Here is a 13,997-nt window from a genome sequence, read left to right on the forward strand (position 1 = left end):
TGACAGCGATCGAACGAACCATTTCCCATTCCCTTGCAAGGACGCCATGACACGCCTCGGCGAATCCATATCCCGCGCCCTCCGCCTGCTTCGGCAGGACCTTTCCTCGGACGAACTCGTTGAGGCGCTGCTCGCCGAGAGCGCCGTCCGAAGGAGCCTGGACCTCTCCGATCTCGGACCGGCCGAACAAGCGGAACTGATCGCGGGCCGTACCGTCGACGTCCTCCCCTCGGTCGAAGGTCTGCGCGAACGCATCGAGTCAGCTGGCTCTGAGGGGCGCCCTCTGACGGTCAAACTGGGTATCGATCCCACTTCGGCCGATGTCCATCTGGGACACGCGGTGCCGATGCTCGTCCTGAGTCGCTTCCAGCGCATGGGTCACCACGTCGTGCTGATCATCGGCGACGTGACAGCGAAGATCGGTGATCCCTCCGGACGCTCCAGTGACCGACCCGCCCTGACCGAGGCCGACATCGCTCGCAATCTGGCAACCTACCGGGATCAGGTCAGCCCGTTCTTCGACTTCGCTCAGGCGGACTTCCAGCACAACAGCACGTGGCTCGCTGAGGTCCGGCTCCCCGAATTGATCGGGATTCTCGCGCAGGTTCCGGTGTCGATGTCGATGCAGCGTGAGGACTTCCGTACCCGCCTCGACCAAGGCCAGGGGCTCAGCACCGCGGAGTTCATCTACTCGGTGGTCATGGCCATCGACTCCGTCAAGATCGAGGCCGACATCGAGCTCGGTGGTGTTGACCAGCTGCTCAACATGCAGATGGGCCGCAAGGTCATGGAGATCACCGGCCAGAAGCCCCAACTCGTCGTCGCGATGCCGCTGATCGAGGGCACTGACGGCACCGGAAAGAAGATGAGCAAGAGCATGGGCAACTACATTGCCCTCAGCGCCACACCCGGGGACGTCTACGGCAAGGTCATGTCGATCCCCGACCGACTGGTCGCCCCCTACCTGCGCGCCTGGACCGAGTGGAGCGATCAGGAAATCGACGCCGTCACCGCGCGGATCGAGGACAAGACGCTGCACCCGATGGACCTGAAGAAGGTTCTGGCCGGTGAGGCCGTCGCCGCGTTGCACGGGGTCGAGAGCGCTATGGCGGCCCGTGCCGGATTCACGGCCCAGTTCTCTCGACGTACGTTCGGTGCCATCGGAACGCTACCGGTCATCGGTACGGATTCCGCTGAGGAGGCGGTCGGAACCGTGCTGGCCCGGACCTTGGAGTTCACCCCGAGCATCTCGGCGGCCCGCCGCATCGCCAAGCAGAACGGTCTTCGCCTCGTCATCGAGACCGGTGAACGCCAGGACGCCGTTCCGCTTGCCGAGGACGACGTTCAGCGGCCCTTGAACGAGGTGCTGACCAAGGCCCTCAGCTCGGGAGGTCATGTTTCGGAGGATGTCCAGGTCTTCTTGAAGGCTGGCCGTAAGGTCGCTCGGATCGAGTCCACGTAGCACTGGCGGGGCAACGGGTGAGTTCGTCAAGCGCCGTGTCCCTACCCGGAGCGTGATGGGGCGTCGTGTCGGCGGAGGTCCTCAGTGCGACCCTGTTCGCACGGATCGCCCGCTGTGAAGAGCCGTATGACGGGGCAGCTCGCACGGTCGGGCTCTGCTCTTCCAGGCGAAAACCTCCAGGTGGGTTGGGGACCCCGCAGAGTTCTGGTACCCGGGAGACCTGGTCCAAGGGCCAGAGGAGGAAGACATGGCGGACGACACACGGACCATCACCCAGGAGCAGTGGCAGCACGCGGAACTGATCTGGGAGTACCACCGCATGCACCACCCGGCCCGGCCGTGCGACGTGGCGGTCGCTCTCGGATGTAACGACATTGGCGTTGCCGAGCACGCCGCCGAGCGGTACCACTCTGGTCTCTTCCCCCTCCTCGTGTTCACCGGAGGGAACAGCCCTTCGACCGCTGGGGTGTTTCCTCGAGGAGAGGCGGTGCACTTCCGTGAGCGGGCACTGGCACTCGGTGTCCCCGACGCGTCGATTCTCGTGGAGACCAAGGCGTCGAACACCGGCCAGAACATCACCTACTCCCACGCCGCCCTGCTAGCCGACGGAGTTCTCCCCGACAGCGTGCTTCTGCTCTGTATGCCCTACATGGAGCGGCGAGCGTATGCGACCGCCCGGAAACAGTGGCCCGACGTGGAGGTGGTGTGTTCCTCCGCCCCGCTCGGCCTGCGCGACTACGCCAAGAGGGCGGGAGACGCCGGGGCCGTCATCGACATGATGGTCGGTGACCTCCAACGCGTCATCGAGTATCCCCGGATCGGCTTCGCCATCGAGCAGGAGGTGCCGCAGCCGGTGCGCGACGCCTATGACTCCCTCGTCGCCTCCGGTTTCGACAGCCGCCTGATCCAGCGCTGATCAGCCGCCCAGCACACGGCTGGGGAGGGCGGGGCGTGTACGGGGCGGGAAACAGCCCTTTCCGGCAAGGATCGGTAAGTCCGTACCAAGGGTTGTCATGTGGGGCGATGCGGGCGGCGTGGCGTGCGTACGCCCCGCACCACCCGGGCGAGGATGGGCACCGGGCCGCAGGGGGAGAACCGACAGAACCGGCTACTCCGCGCGCGACCCGTCCCGCCTCCCAGATCCACCGCGTGGCCGCCCACTGGCCCAAGGTTCCAGGTCGCGCGGTGTCAGACACGGCTCGGCGCCCGTACCCCCGGTACGGGCGCCGACCGCGTTCGAGCCAGAGACAGCGGGGTCAGTACCCGCGCCAGGCCTGGCGGTCCTGGTGGTAGCCGATGATCTTCGGGTGCATCATCGTGGAGGGCTCCACCTCACCCTCCCGGCGGTCCATCGGGAAGACCAGCGCCGCCCGCAGCAGGTCGTCGTCCAGGAACCGCAGCTCCGGCACGTCCTCCGGCAGGGCCAGCTCCGGCGCGCCGCCCGGCTCGTCCGCGGACGCCCCCAGGTAGAAACCCCAGTTCCCGAAGGTCGGCACGTCCACGTTGTACGGCGTGACGGCGAGCCCGGCCTCCTCCAGCGAACGCCCCACGCTCCAGTACGCGTCCGAGGCGAAGAACGGCGAACCCGCCTGGACCACCACCCGCCCGCCGGGCTCCAACGCCTGCTCCAGCAGCGAGTAGAACTCGATCGTGTACAGCTTCGAGGTGCCCACGTCGGTACCGTCCGGCAGGTCGGCGATCACCACGTCGAAGTCGTCCGGGTTGTCACGCAGCCACTGGAACGCGTCGGCGTTCACGACCTCCACGCGCGGGTCCTGGAAGGAGTCGTCGTTCAGGTCGCGGATCACCGGCTCCGTGGAGGCCAGCTCGATCACCGCCGGGTCCAGGTCCACCAGGGTCACCGACTCCACGTCGTCGTAGCGCAGCAGCTCCCGGATGGCCAGGCCGTCACCGCCGCCGAGCACCAGGACGTCGCCGCGGGGGCCGTCCATCGCCGGGTGGATGAGCGACTCGTGGTACCGGTACTCGTCCAGGGTGGAGAACTGGAGGTCGCCGTTGAGGAACATGCGCACGTCCCGGCCGTCCAGCGACTGGGTGAGCACGATCTCCTGGTACTCGCTGCGCTCCGCGTGCGCGATCGGGTCGCGGTACATCGCCTGCCTGGCGTCCACCTCGAAGTTCTCGGCGAAGTAGTAGGCCAGGCCCAGCACCGCGACGATGAACGTGAGCCCGACGGTCAGCCCCACGTAGGCGAGCCGGGTCAGGTCCGTGCGGAACAGCCACAGCACCACGGCCACACCGATCACCGCGTTGAGCACACCCACCATGAGCGCGCCCTTGGGCAGCCCCAGCAGCGGGAGCAGCAGGAACGGGAAGGCCAGACCACCGATCAGCCCGCCCACGTAGTCGGCGGCGAACAGGTCGGCCACCGCCTCGGAGGCGTCCTGCTTGCGGATGCGCTGGATCAGCGTCATCAGCAGCGGGATCTCGATACCGATCAGCGTGCCGATCACGAACGCCAGCAGCACCAGGGTGGGCTGGTAGGCGGAGGCCGACAGCCAGGCGAACGACCCGTACAACAACAGGACGGACAAGCCGCCGACCAGGGACAACAACCCCTCGACCACCGCGAACGACAGCGCGGGGCGGGCCTGGTACCGCTTGGACAGCAGCGACCCCACACCCATGGCGAACACCATCACCGACAGGACCACCGAGGCCTGGGTGATGGTGTCGCCCAGCAGGTAGCTGCCGATCGCGACGAGGGCCAGCTCGTACACCAGGCCGCAGGCGGCGCAGATGAACACCGCCAGCAGAACGAAGAACCGGGCCGCACGGGGCGGCACCGGGAGTCGGGGCCGTGCGTGGGCCGTGGTCTCGCTCAAGGAACTGCTCTCTCGGGAAGGGAAGGGGTGGCTCGACGGACGTCGGGGGGCCGGACCGCAGACCGGCCCGACCCCCCGACCGTGCGGACTACTTGCCGAAGCCCGAGCCGCCGCCGCGGCTGTCACTGCCGCTGCCGCCGCTGTTGGAGTTGTTGTTGTTTCCGCCGCCGCCGAAACCGCCGAAGAAGAAGAAACCGCCGCCACCGCCGCCGCTGCGGCTGGAGCACTCCTCGGTGGGGGACGCGCTGGGCGTGGGGCCGGAGGCCGAGGTCGTGGAACCGGTGGTGCCCGTCGAGGTCGTGGAGCTGGTCGCGCTGGAGCTGGGCTCGGCCTTGGGCTCGCAGTCGGCGCTGTTGTTGCCGCCCGAACAGGCGGAGAGGAGGATCAGCAGGGCGGTGGCCCCGCCGATCGCGGCGATTCTGTGTCTGGGAGCGCGGGCTCCCCGGGTCGTGGTCGTGGCCATGATGGCCTCCTCTTAAGGGGTCAGGGTCGTGGTCGTCGTCACCATTTCGTCGCTCTGCGGGTAGGCGTGCCAGGTACGCCAGCGCAGCGACGCCCCGCTGCCGGAGGTCAGGTGCAGCGCCGTGATCGCGAGGGGATCACCGGGAAAGGCGACGAGCAGCCCGCCGGGCGAGTCGGAGGTCACGTCGTGGACCTCCGCCACCCGGCGGGTGAGTGCGGCGCGAGGCAACGACTCGACGACCGAGTCGAAGCGGTAGTGGCCCACCCCAGGCAGAGGGTGCTCGGCGTTGCCGGGTAGCCCGCCGGAGGAACCCGGCAGACAGGCGACCGTTTCCACCAGCTCCCCGTCGTCGGAACCCGACCGGATCACGACCTGGTGCGAGGCCCCCAGGACCCGGAGCTCGACCCGTCTGCCCGACACCGTGACGGTGCGGGTCGCGAGGGGTTCGACCACGGGGTGGTTCAGGGACCAGACCAGGTCGTCGGCCTGGGTGTCGACGAAGGGGGCGCTGATGCTCGCGCGCATGTGGGTGTCAGCTCCCGGGGAAGATCGTGAAGGTACCGGGGGCGACCTTGGTTCCGGTGCTGACCTCCCAGCTTCCGTGGTCGAAGCGCTCGAAGGCGAGCAGCTGGCCGTCCTCGGACTCGTAGTCGGCGTAGTCCATGCCGCCCTCGGCCTTGAGGCCGGTGGTGCCCTCGGAGCGGTAGGAGCCGGAGCCCTTCTCCTCGAGCTTGTAGGTGACACCCTCGAGCTCGATGGTCTTGCCCTGGGGGACCATGGTCAGGTCCGGGCGGCCCGTCCACAGGGCCAGCTCGACGTCGGGGTCCTCCTCGACCGAGAGCCAGCGCTTGCCGCCCTCGACCTCGAGGAAGTGCTCGGACCACACGTAGCCGCCCTCGGAGAGGCGCAGCGTGCCGCGAATCCAGGTGCGCTCGTTGCCCCAGTCGATCATGTCGCCCGCCTTGATGTTGCGCGGGTCACCGGCGGTGTCGGTGGTGGCGGACGCGGCGAAGGGGTCCTGGGGAGGCGGGGGAGGCGTGTCCTGCTTCTGCGCGGTGGAGCGCTGCTTGTATATCAGGACCGCGATCACGATCCCGGCGATGAGAATCAGGAGCAGGAGGAGTTCGATCACCAGTGTTCCTCGTTTCGCGGTGAAGCACGTCTTGGGGGTTCTCCCGGGACCGGGCGGCCCTACTGTCCGGTATGACGCCGGTCCTGGTGGTGTGGTTCCGCTCCTGGCCGGATCGGGTCAGGGAAGGGAGGGCTCTGGGGCACTCGTCACGGGGGTGTCGGCGGACACGGGACCAGCACGTTCCGGATGATTCGGACTGTTGTCCCTTCCCAGCCTAGGTGGTTTTCGGCCTTTCTGGGGGACCTGTACGCAGCGTGCTGGGGCCGCCACGAAACCGCCACGGGGCCCGCGCGTGCGGCGCGGGCCCCGTGGCGGCGTGGCTGTCGGAGGTGCGGCTCGGGTGCCGGTGGTGGCGGAGAGGGTCGAAGGGGGCGCGGAAGGCGGAGGGGGACGGGTCAGGCCAGCGGGTCGCCGGTCTCCAACGGAAGCGAGTCGTCCCCGCCCCAGCGGCTCCACGAACCCGGGTACAGGCGGGTGTGCGTGAACCCGGCGTGCTCCAGCGCCAGGAGGTCGTGGCAGGCGGTCACGCCCGAACCGCAGTAGGCGGTGACCGTCCCGGCGGTGTCCGCGCCGAGGGCGGCGAAGCGCTCCCGCAGGACCTCGGGGGAGGCGAGCAGACCGTCCGGGGCCAGGTTGGCGGGCCATGCGGCGCTGCGCGCCCCCGGGATGTGACCGGCGCGCGCGTCGACCGGAGCGGGCTCCTCGCCGGTGAACCGCCCGTGGACGCGGGCGTCCAGGAGCAGCTGGTCCGGGTCGGCGAGCTCGCGCTGGAGTTCCTCGGTGCCGACGATCCGGTCGGCGGGCCAGGGGAACGCGGTCCGGTGCACGGGCTCGGCGCGGACCTCGCCGCGCTCCAGCTCTCCGGACCACGCCTGGAGGCCGCCGTCCAGGAACGCGGCGGGGGTGCCCAGCACCCGCAGCATCCACACCATGCGTGCGGCGACGGAACCGTTCGCGTCGTCGTAGACCACCACCGCGGAGTGGTCGCCGATCCCCAGGCGGCCCAGCGTGCGTGCGAGGTCGGCGGCGGCCGGCAGCGGGTGGCGGCCGCCCTCGTCGCTGGCGGGCGCGGCCAGGTCGGTGTCCACGTCGGCGTGCACGGCACCGGGGATGTGGCCGTTCAGGTGGGCCTCGCGTCCGGAGCGGCCGTCGAGGTACCAGCGGGAGTCGACGAGGACGATCTCGTCGCGGTGGTCACGGAGCCAGGCGGCGGAGACGGCCACCGGCAGGGACAGTGTCTGATCGGACATGGCGACAGCCTAGTGGGCGGCCCTGGCGGAGAGTCGCCGCGCCCCGACGCTCGGTGGCGGCAGGGGACGCGGGGTCGTTGAGGGGCGGCCGGTGCGTCAGTTGTCGGGGCCGGGGTCGGGACCGTGCGCCGACGTGGTGGGGCCGGGGCCGAAGGCCGCGTACGCCAGTCCGGTCAGCAGCGGGACGGAGAACCACAGCTGGTACCAGAACACCGAGCCCAGGTCGGACCACGGCATGGTGGCCGCCGAGGCGGCGCCCACGACCCCGATCCCGAACGTCACCGCGCACCGGGGCAGGAACGGGGCGGAGGGCAGGCCGTCCAGGAACAGCCGGACCGCCAGCACGGCGGCGCCCAGCAACCACAGGGAGAGGAAGATCCGGTGCCGGTCCGGGTCGGGTACCGGGTCGTTCCAGGCCACGAGGGCCAGTGTCAGGCCGATGACCAGGACGACGGGCCCGCCCACCGCCGCCGGGGAGAGGGGAGCCCTGCCGGGGCCGCGTGTTCCGGTGTGTACCTCCATAGGCCACGTCCATGCCCGGAGGGTGGCGATCCATGCCGGTTCGGTCGGGTCGGGTACACCACAGGGGGTCGGGGTTTGGGCGCCGCCCAGGGCACGGCGTCCAGGAGACGGCGTCCAGGAGACGGCGTCCAGGACAGAGCGTCTAGGAGACGGCGGCGCGGTCCATGCGGTGGACGCGCAGAATCCACCACAGACCGAGCGCGGGCAGCACCAGGGGGATGAACAGGTAGCCGCTGCCGAAGTGCGACCACACCGTGTCGTCCGGGAACGCCCCGGCGGCGAACACGCTCAGCGCGCCCACCACGAGCACCCCGGCCATCTCCACGGAGACCGAGACCAGGGCCACCATGCGCGAGGTGCGACCGGCCCGGGCGAGGCCCACCGCCGCCACCAGGTAGATCAGCCCGGCCAGCACCGAGAGGCCGTAGGCCAGCGGAGCCTCGTCGAACCGGGTGGCCAGCTGGTAGGAGCCGCGGGCGGTCGCCGCGAGCGCGAACACGGCGTACACCGCGACCAGCAGACGGCCGGGGCCGGTGCGCAGGGTGCGGTCGCCCGCGGGGTCGGTCACCTCAGGCAACGGGGCTCCACATCTGCTCGATCCGGACGAGGAGGACGGGGAGGATGAGGCAGGCGAAGGCGATCACGGCCGGGCCCCACTTACTGCGCTCCATGAACCCCCACACGGCGCAGGCGGGCGGCAGCAGCGCCACGGTCGCCAGGTAGGAGACGAGCATGACGGTCTCGCCGGGGCGTTCGCCGCCGACCATCGCCACCGTGATCGCGCCGACCTGCCCGAGCACCAGCAGCCACAGCACACCCACGCCGACCAGGTGTGGCACGAGCATGGGTTGGTCGCGGAAGGTGGAGACGAGGCACCACACGGCCATCGCCAACGACACCATCTGAATGGTCATGGTCAGCCAGTCGACCACGCCGCCTCCGCTCGGGGTACACCACACGTCCGCCCATGTCAGCGGACCACGACAAACTACGACGCATCGTAGTCGTTGTGCGGTACCACCGCGTACCCGGCCCCGGTGGTCGCCCCGGGGCCGGGCCGGTGTCCTTGCGCTAGCGCTTCCAGTAGAAGACGTCGGCGGTGGCCGACGTGATGCTGGCCTCGGTGTCGCCGAACTGCGCCACGCGCACGCGCACCCGGCGCTTGGCGGCGAGGTTGCCCTTCCACGAGTAGGTGAAGTGCGCCTTCCCGCCCACGTGCACGGGGCTGTCGAGCGGCCGGTTGCGGGCGATCCTCCAGCCGCCGTCACCGTCGGGTTCGTACTCGGTGACCCTGATCTGCACCTCCGCGCCGGAGCTGACCCCCTCCAGGGTCACCCCGACCGAGATGTCGTAGTAGGCGCCCTTGGTCTCCTCGACCCCGACCAGGGCGTAGAACTCGCCGGTCTCGCCGTCGTGCCGCTTGTCGAAGGCCAGGCTCGCCCAGGTGCCCGGTTCGAGGGCCTGCGCCTTGTCCTTCTCGAACCTGCGGTGAGAGGGCATGTCGTCGTCTCCTTCAGTGTTTCCGGGGGCCTTGGCGAAGGTGCCGTCCTTGACCATCGCGTAGGCCCTGTCGCCGGGGCAGGACGTGGAGATGAAGTCACGGTGGCCCAACACCTTGCCGGAGATGGAGGTGTCGGGTTCCATCAGCCACTGCCGCAGCACGCGGACCGCGTTGATCTGCTCGGGCGTGATGGTGTCCGTGGGGCCGGTGGCCAGGGTGCACGAGTAGTGGGAGGAGTTGCCGCCCGGCTGGGCGGCCTGCGTCCGGTAGAGCCCGCGCCCCTCGATCACGTACCCGTGGGGGCAGGCCATGAACGAGTTGCCGGTGAAGTAGACCGTCCCCCGTCGCCGGGCCAGCCACGTGCCGTTGGGGGTGGTGGGACACCACACGTGCCCGCCGTAGGTCTCCTCCGTGATGGTGAGGCCGTCCGGCCCGGGTGCCGTCCGGGCGCCGACGGGCAGGAGGCGCCGTGAGTCCTCCACCAGCGACCACGCGTCCGGCCCCTGGTGGAGATGGGCGGCGCGCCCGGCGAGCACGGAGGCGAACTGGAGCGCCTCGGCCGAGGCCCGGTCCAGACCCGGGCACGTGTGCTCGGCGGCGAAACCGTCGAGCAGTGACTCGAGCTGGGCCCCGGTGAGGGAGCGCAGGAGCGCGTGACTGGGAACCCTGTCGGGGCTCGTCTCGCCCAGGCAGGCGGGGAGCGGCTCGTGCCCGGCCCAGGCGCCCGCGAGTTCGGCGACGGTCGCGTCGGACCACTTGGGCTCGCTGGGCAGGTGATCGCAGGGAGCGGCCGCGCGGATCAGGTCGCGGGCGGAGAGGGTCGCACTGGTGGCCCAGCGCTCCCCGTGGTGTCCTGACGGGTCGTCGCGCTCCACGGGCCACCGGTGTCGGGGGGTGGTCAGGGAGGAGTGGGAACGGCCCTCCATGCGAACGAGGGTGCGTTCGGCGGCGGGGAAGACGTTGACGGCCTGGACCGGCTGCCACCGTGAGGTTCCGGTGTCGTGGTCGAGGGTGAGGACCACGTCACCCGCGTGGAGTTCGCGGAAGGAGCGCCAACCGTCCTCGGTGAGGACCTGCGTCTCCTCGTCGGCGCAGTACCCGATGTCCGCCCAGCCCCGGGAGGGGCCGGTGTGGAAGTTGCGGGTGTTGCGCCAGTACGTCAGACAGGCCGAGTGGTCCTTGTCGGCGAGCTTCTGGTCGGAGCTGTCGTAGTGGATGACGAGACCGGAGCGGGGGTTGGCGCGCTCGGCGGGGGAGGAACCCCAGCCCAGGTCGGACCTGGACACATATTTGCTTGGTCGAGGCATACACCCATTGTCCCCTGCGGGAACGTCTCTACGTGGTGAATCCGTGACAACGAGCTATATGTGTGGAAAGTGATCTCTGGGCTGCGAGTTCTTTTTGGGGCCTGATTTGTCTCCTGTGGCTAACGAGGCCAGAGAAACACCACGGCCTCCGCCGCCACCAGGTGCGCGTCGGCCTCGCCGAACTGGGCCGCCCACAGCTGGACCCGGTGGCCCGGCTCCGAAAGGTCCTTCCATCCGTACGTGAACCCGCCGTGCCCGACCGAGTGCGTGGTCACCTCCACCGGCATCTCCCGGTGGGTCCGCCACCCGCCCGCGCCGTCCGGCGCCGACTCCACCGCGCGCAGCCGCACCTCGCGCCCCGGGGTGATGTTGGTCAGCGTCACCCCCAGGGCGAGGTCGTACAGCGCGCCGGACGGCTCCGCGGTCCCCACCAGCTCGGTCGGGTCCGCCGGTGGCCTCCCGTCGCGCAGGTCGAAGGCGATCGGGTGCCACTCCCGTGGCCGGAGCGGCTGTCCGGTGCTCTTGGTGAGGCGGCGGTATCCGGGCGTCGGGGGCATGGCTGCTTCCTCGCCTTGGGTTCGAGTGCGGGGTGCGGGGCCACTCTCACCCCTTTCACCTGCGGTCACCACAAAAAGTAATCGAGAAGGAACCCTCCGCGTGTGCGCCCTGCGGGCGCGTCCCGGTTCGGTGCGCGACCATGGGGACACCGCCCCCTCGAAAGGTGTGACCCATGCGCTCCGCCCACGTCGTCAGCACCGTCCGCGAGGCCGAACAGGCGCTCATGGACCGGCTCTCCGAGGGCGCGCTGATGCGCCGCGCCGCCATGGGGCTGGCCGTCCACTGCGCCCGCCTGCTGCCCCGGGTCCACGGGTCCCGGGTGACCCTGTTGGTCGGAGGCGGCGACAACGGCGGCGACGCGCTCTTCGCCGGTGCCGACCTCGCCGCGCGCGGCTGCTTCGTGCGGGCGGTGTTGGCCGGGCGGTCGGTGCACCCCGAGGCGTTGTCCGCCCTGCTCGCGGCGGGCGGGCGGGTGGTCGGGGATGGTGCACGGGAGGTTGAGGAGGTGCGTGGGGCCAGGGTTGTTTCCGGTGCGCCCGGGGAGGGTGGTGCCGGGATCGCCGCCGAGGCGCGGGCCGCCGTCCTGGAGGCCGACCTCGTCGTGGACGGTCTCGTGGGGATCGGCGGCCGTGGCGGCCTGCGCGAACCCCACGCGGCGCTCGCCGGGTTGGCGTCGGCCTCCCCCGCCCTCGTCGTCGCCGTGGACCTCCCGAGCGGGGTGGACGCAGACACGGGCGAGGTCGCGGGCCTGGCGGTGCGCGCGGACGTCACGGTCACCTTCGGCACCTACAAGCCGGGCCTGTTCGTCGACCCGGGCGCGGGCCTGGCGGGGCGGGTGCGCCTGGTCGACATCGGGCTGGGCCCGGAGCTGCCCGAGGCCGGGGTCGTCCGTCCACAGGCTGTGGACATCGCCCGACTCCTGCCCGTTCCCGCAGCCGAGGACGACAAGTACCGCCGGGGCGTGCTCGCCGTCCGCGCCGGGTCCGACCAGTACCGGGGCGCCGCCGTGCTGTGCGTGGGCGGAGCCCTGCGCACCGGGGTGGGCATGGTCCGCTACGGAGGCGGGCCGGACGTCCTGTCCCAGGTGATCGCGCGCTGGCCGGAGGTCGTGGGGCTGCACATGGACCCCCGGAGCAGTACCGACCTCGGCCCGGGGCGGGTCTCGGCGGTGGTGGTCGGCCCCGGTCGCGGCACCCACCCCGCCAACGCGGACGAGCTGCGGGCCCTGCTGGAGAGCGACGTCCCCGCCCTGCTCGACGCCGACGCCCTCACCCTGGTGGCGAGCAGCGTGCCGCTCGCCGAACTCCTGCACCGCCGCGACGCGCACACGTTGCTCACCCCGCACGCGGGCGAGCTGTCCCGACTGCTGCCGGACACCGACCGCGCCGACATCGAGGCGCACCGACTGGAGCAGGCCACCCGGGCCGCGCGGCTGTACCGGTCGACGGTCCTGCTCAAGGGGTCGACGACGGTGATCGCCCACCCCGGAGAGCGGACGGTGGTCAACCCCACGGGAACCCCCTTGCTGGCCACCGCGGGTTCGGGCGACGTGCTGTCGGGCGTGGCCGGGGCCCTGTTGGCCTCGGGGCTCACCGCGCCGGACGCCGCGATGTGCGCCGCCTACCTGCACGGGCGGGCGGCGAGGCTGGCCCGGGGCGGGGCGCCGATCAGCGCCTCCGACCTGCTGGACGCCCTGCCCCTGGCGGTCGCCGAGGTGCTGGGCGCGTCGCGCTGAGCCGGGACCCACCCCGGGCCCGCCCGGGGTGCCCGGGCCGCAGGGGGAGACCGCGCGATGACGGTCCGCGTCGCCGTTCCACACCCCTCAGGTCCGGGCGCGCGCCGCCTCCAAGCCGAGCCGCACGATGTCGGTGATGAAGTAGTCGCCGGGGTCGCGGGAGTCGCACAGCAGGTGCAGCCGCGAGTCGTCGACCCACATGGACTCGGTGTGCTTGTCGGCCTCCAGGACGGGGGCGGACAGGTCGCCGTCCACGCGGACCAGGTAGTCCACCTCGCGGCGGGTGGAGCCGTCACCCGGGTCCCAGTCCAGCCGGTACAGCTCGGCGACCACGGCGGTGAGGGTCCAGCCGGTCTCCTCGTGGACCTCGCGGGCCAGCGCCTGGAGCATGGTCTCGCCCTCCTCCACGTGGCCGCCGACGATGTCCCAGCAGTTCGGGAACACCTTGCGGGTGGCCGACCTGCGCTGGGCGAACGCGCGTCCCCGGTCGTCGACGACCACGGCCCCGGCGACCCAGCGCTCGCCGTCGCCGGTGTCGGGGAAGACGACGCCCTCGGCGATCTCCACGTTGTCCACGTTCACGGTGCTCTCCTTCTCAGGCGGTGTGCGGCGGGGTTCGGCCGTCCTCCCCGGGGGCGGCCCCCCGGCGCGGCAGGCGCAGGGTGAGCAGCCTGGCGCGCGGCGCGAGCGTCCCGGCGAGCTCGAAGACGCCCTCGGTCCGGCTGCGGTCCTCGTCCAGCACGGAGAAGAGGTTGACCCCCAGGTAGAAGGTGATCGCCGCGTGGGCGACCTCGCGGGCGGGCAGGAGCCGCCCCAGGGGCGAGCCCCCGAGCACACGTTCCCACTCCCCGGCGACGAAGTCGATCCAGGGCTGGGAGCGCTGGTTGATCTCGGCGCGCAGTTCGGGCTTGGTGACCGCCGCTGCGACCAGTTCGGAGAACTCGGCGATGTAGCCGCGTTCCAGGTCGGTCCGGTAGACGCGGGTGGCCACCTCCACCAGCTCCTCCAGGGTGCGGGCCCGCCCGGTCGGCCCCGGCTGCGCCCCACCCGCAGGCCCTCTCTTTCGTCCCGCGCGCGGCCGCGCCCCACCCCCCGCCCTGGTCGGGACGACTGCCGCGAACGCGTTTGTCCGGCGCGACGCCCCCGCCGTTATGCTCGTGCCGGGCCGCGCCTCCCTCCCGGACGCGTACGGCACCGCACCCCCGCCCCCCCGGCACGAGG

Annotated in this window: 14 protein-coding genes and 1 pseudogene; 3 read left to right on the forward strand and 12 right to left on the reverse strand. The window is 71.1% G+C overall.

What is annotated here, in order from left to right:
* Positions 1-46 precede the first annotated feature (46 nt).
* Positions 47-1,462 (forward strand): tyrosine--tRNA ligase, encoded by a 1,416-nt coding sequence (tyrS, locus tag ABZ635_RS08040; protein ID WP_357760686.1) that lies wholly within the window; start codon positions 47-49, stop codon positions 1,460-1,462.
* A 247-nt stretch (positions 1,463-1,709) separates the two neighbouring features.
* Complete coding sequence (locus ABZ635_RS08045) at positions 1,710-2,378, forward strand: YdcF family protein (RefSeq protein WP_357760689.1); 669 nt, start codon at positions 1,710-1,712, stop codon at positions 2,376-2,378.
* Positions 2,379-2,718: 340 nt separating this feature from the next.
* On the opposite strand, the gene ABZ635_RS08050 is transcribed toward ABZ635_RS08045, so the two are convergent.
* From ABZ635_RS08050 to ABZ635_RS08095, 10 genes are all read right to left on the reverse strand, one after another.
* Positions 2,719-4,308, reverse strand: a complete 1,590-nt coding sequence (locus ABZ635_RS08050) for a polyamine aminopropyltransferase (RefSeq protein WP_357760692.1) — start codon at positions 4,306-4,308, stop codon at positions 2,719-2,721.
* A gap of 88 nt (positions 4,309-4,396) precedes the next feature.
* Positions 4,397-4,771 (reverse strand): hypothetical protein, encoded by a 375-nt coding sequence (locus ABZ635_RS08055; RefSeq protein WP_357760695.1) that lies wholly within the window; start codon positions 4,769-4,771, stop codon positions 4,397-4,399.
* A 12-nt stretch (positions 4,772-4,783) separates the two neighbouring features.
* Entirely contained in the window at positions 4,784-5,296 is a 513-nt protein-coding gene (locus tag ABZ635_RS08060; protein WP_357760698.1) for a DUF2617 family protein, read from the reverse strand.
* A gap of 7 nt (positions 5,297-5,303) precedes the next feature.
* On the reverse strand, positions 5,304-5,903 hold the full coding sequence (locus tag ABZ635_RS08065; protein WP_357760701.1) for a DUF4178 domain-containing protein: 600 nt from the start codon (positions 5,901-5,903) through the stop codon (positions 5,304-5,306).
* A gap of 395 nt (positions 5,904-6,298) precedes the next feature.
* Positions 6,299-7,153, reverse strand: coding sequence for a sulfurtransferase (locus tag ABZ635_RS08070; protein WP_357760704.1), 855 nt, complete (start codon positions 7,151-7,153; stop codon positions 6,299-6,301).
* 96 nt (positions 7,154-7,249) lie between these two features.
* Positions 7,250-7,675, reverse strand: coding sequence for a hypothetical protein (locus tag ABZ635_RS08075; RefSeq protein WP_357760707.1), 426 nt, complete (start codon positions 7,673-7,675; stop codon positions 7,250-7,252).
* 142 nt (positions 7,676-7,817) lie between these two features.
* A complete protein-coding gene (locus ABZ635_RS08080) occupies positions 7,818-8,243 on the reverse strand; it encodes a hypothetical protein (protein WP_357760811.1) in 426 nt (141 codons plus the stop codon).
* Between the two features lies 1 nt (position 8,244).
* Positions 8,245-8,607, reverse strand: coding sequence for a hypothetical protein (locus tag ABZ635_RS08085; protein WP_357760710.1), 363 nt, complete (start codon positions 8,605-8,607; stop codon positions 8,245-8,247).
* A 139-nt stretch (positions 8,608-8,746) separates the two neighbouring features.
* Positions 8,747-10,483, reverse strand: a complete 1,737-nt coding sequence (locus ABZ635_RS08090) for an N-acetylmuramoyl-L-alanine amidase (RefSeq protein WP_357760713.1) — start codon at positions 10,481-10,483, stop codon at positions 8,747-8,749.
* 119 nt (positions 10,484-10,602) lie between these two features.
* Positions 10,603-11,040 (reverse strand): hypothetical protein, encoded by a 438-nt coding sequence (locus tag ABZ635_RS08095; RefSeq protein WP_357760715.1) that lies wholly within the window; start codon positions 11,038-11,040, stop codon positions 10,603-10,605.
* 173 nt (positions 11,041-11,213) lie between these two features.
* On the opposite strand from ABZ635_RS08095, the gene ABZ635_RS08100 reads away from it, so the two are divergent.
* Entirely contained in the window at positions 11,214-12,776 is a 1,563-nt protein-coding gene (locus tag ABZ635_RS08100; RefSeq protein ID WP_357760718.1) for an NAD(P)H-hydrate dehydratase, read from the forward strand.
* 87 nt (positions 12,777-12,863) lie between these two features.
* Here the strand turns inward: ABZ635_RS08100 and ABZ635_RS08105 are convergent, their stop codons facing one another.
* Both ABZ635_RS08105 and ABZ635_RS08110 read right to left on the reverse strand, forming a co-directional pair.
* Positions 12,864-13,358 carry an NUDIX domain-containing protein gene (locus tag ABZ635_RS08105; RefSeq protein WP_357760721.1) on the reverse strand — a complete coding sequence of 165 codons (495 nt, stop codon included), beginning with the start codon at positions 13,356-13,358 and terminating at the stop codon, positions 12,864-12,866.
* 13 nt (positions 13,359-13,371) lie between these two features.
* Positions 13,372-13,797, reverse strand: a pseudogene (locus ABZ635_RS08110) (TetR/AcrR family transcriptional regulator); the annotation flags it as partial.
* Positions 13,798-13,997: the final 200 nt, after the last annotated feature.

The organism is Nocardiopsis sp. NPDC007018, from assembly GCF_040635075.1.
In the GTDB taxonomy this organism is placed as follows: Bacteria; Actinomycetota; Actinomycetes; order Streptosporangiales; family Streptosporangiaceae; genus Nocardiopsis.

Coding starts and splice junctions, on each gene's coding strand:
- ABZ635_RS08075 (WP_357760707.1), bottom strand. CDS start 7,675: ATGGAGGTACACACCGGAACACGCGGCCCCGGCAGGGCTCCCCTCTCC.
- ABZ635_RS08055 (WP_357760695.1), bottom strand. CDS start 4,771: ATGGCCACGACCACGACCCGGGGAGCCCGCGCTCCCAGACACAGAATC.
- ABZ635_RS08070 (WP_357760704.1), bottom strand. CDS start 7,153: ATGTCCGATCAGACACTGTCCCTGCCGGTGGCCGTCTCCGCCGCCTGG.
- ABZ635_RS08090 (WP_357760713.1), bottom strand. CDS start 10,483: ATGCCTCGACCAAGCAAATATGTGTCCAGGTCCGACCTGGGCTGGGGT.
- ABZ635_RS08095 (WP_357760715.1), bottom strand. CDS start 11,040: ATGCCCCCGACGCCCGGATACCGCCGCCTCACCAAGAGCACCGGACAG.
- ABZ635_RS08045 (WP_357760689.1), top strand. CDS start 1,710: ATGGCGGACGACACACGGACCATCACCCAGGAGCAGTGGCAGCACGCG.
- ABZ635_RS08100 (WP_357760718.1), top strand. CDS start 11,214: ATGCGCTCCGCCCACGTCGTCAGCACCGTCCGCGAGGCCGAACAGGCG.
- tyrS (WP_357760686.1), top strand. CDS start 47: ATGACACGCCTCGGCGAATCCATATCCCGCGCCCTCCGCCTGCTTCGG.
- ABZ635_RS08060 (WP_357760698.1), bottom strand. CDS start 5,296: ATGCGCGCGAGCATCAGCGCCCCCTTCGTCGACACCCAGGCCGACGAC.